The organism is Azohydromonas australica DSM 1124 (genome assembly GCF_000430725.1).
GTDB classification, from domain to species: Bacteria; Pseudomonadota; Gammaproteobacteria; order Burkholderiales; family Burkholderiaceae_C; genus Azohydromonas; species Azohydromonas australica.
Window position 1 is genome coordinate 1 of the sequence record NZ_AUMO01000166.1, and the last position, 1474, is coordinate 1474.

At 70.1% G+C, this 1474-nt stretch carries 1 protein-coding gene; it reads right to left on the reverse strand.

Going from position 1 to position 1474, the window contains the following annotated elements:
• The coding region (locus H537_RS44245; protein WP_238446730.1) for a phage integrase family protein at positions 1-1295 on the reverse strand (1295 nt) is incomplete at its 3' end.
• Positions 1296-1474: the final 179 nt, after the last annotated feature.

The following is a 1474-nucleotide window of genomic DNA, read 5'->3' on the forward strand; positions in this document are numbered from 1 at the left end:
ACCGCCTTGAGTGCCGGCGTGGGCAGCGTGCGCGCCAGCACCCGGTTGCGCTTGGCCCGGTCGTGCTCCAGCCCCGTGGTGTCGGCGGCCGTGGTCGAGGCCGCCACGGGCCGGGTGGAGCCCTGGACGCGCACACCCGCGAAGGGATTGACCGTGGTGTAGCCGGTGGAGAGCAGCCACTCGAACAGGCCGTGCAGGATCACGAGTGACTGTTTCTGGGACGAGATCTTCAGCGGCCCGGCGAACGGTCGCCACAGCGGCGCGAAGCGCGGCACGCCCTTGGAGCCGATCCACTGCGCCGCGGGCTGCGGGTCGGCCAGGAAGTCGCGGTAGGCCAGCGCGTCGTCCAGCGTGAGCGAGGTCAGCGCCTTCTTGCGCTGCAGCACGCACCACAGCAGCAGCCGCTCGGCCTCGCGCCGGTAGGCCGCCTGCGTGAGCTCGGAAGACTTGGTGGACAGCCACGTGTGGATGGCGTCGTAGTCGTTGCGCGCCGCAATGGCGCAGCGCTCCACGGGAGCACGGAAGAGCCCGTTCTCGCCGCTGAGGTCCGAGGGCACGTGCAGCCGCTCCAGCGGCACCACGCCCAGCTCCTTGCGTGCCGCTGAAACGGCCACCAGTGCGCTGCCCGGCGCATCGGTGCCCGGGGCGGGCAGGGCAGGGGACGCCGAGGCCGCGGCAATGGGCCCCAGGTGCGCCTCGATGAAGCGGCGGATGCGCTGCCCCTTGCCTTCACCAATGCCCGGAATGCCGGACCACCAGCGCCGTGGAACCGAGCGGATGCGGTCCACGAGCTGCGCCACCATGAACAGGTCCGCCCGGTGCAGCCGGTCGGCGATGGAGGGTGCGAACCAGGCGGCCAGGGCTGAAGACAGCGTCAGGTCCTCGCCGACGATACCTTCGAGCTCGGTGATGAGCTCCAGCTGCCGCTCCACCAGGCGGGCGCGGCGCCGGGCGGCCCGACGCGCGGCTTCCGCTCCCGGTGCCTGGCCATGCTCGGCCTGGTAGAGCTCCAGCAGCTCCTGCTGGGAGTGGAAGTCGGCATCGAAGCGCTTGGAGAATTCCTCCAGCGAGGGCACGCCCTGTGGCTCCCGGATCAGCGCGGCCTGACGCGCCAGCGTGGACGCCCCCTTCAGGCCGGCACGGCGTGCTGCAGCCGCCAGTTCATCGAGCGTGCGCTGCAGCCGTTGCCGCGCCACGCGCAGGTCCGTGCTCTCCTCGCCGTCGATGCCGACGAGGTAGCGTTCGGAAAGCACGCGCAGATCCAGTCCCTGCACCCAGCCGCGGGCGAGTGCCAAGTGGGCGCGCGTGAGCCGGTCTCGAAGCAGGGAAGAGGCGTTGGTGGCAGACATCGGCAGGGGAGGGCGCTTGGGGCTTCGGCAAGTGCTTGTCGCGCCACAGTTTACCGGCTGGTGATGCCTGCCAAGCCCACTTGCCCAAGAATTCTTGTGCTAAAGATTATGAACGCTTATCTGCA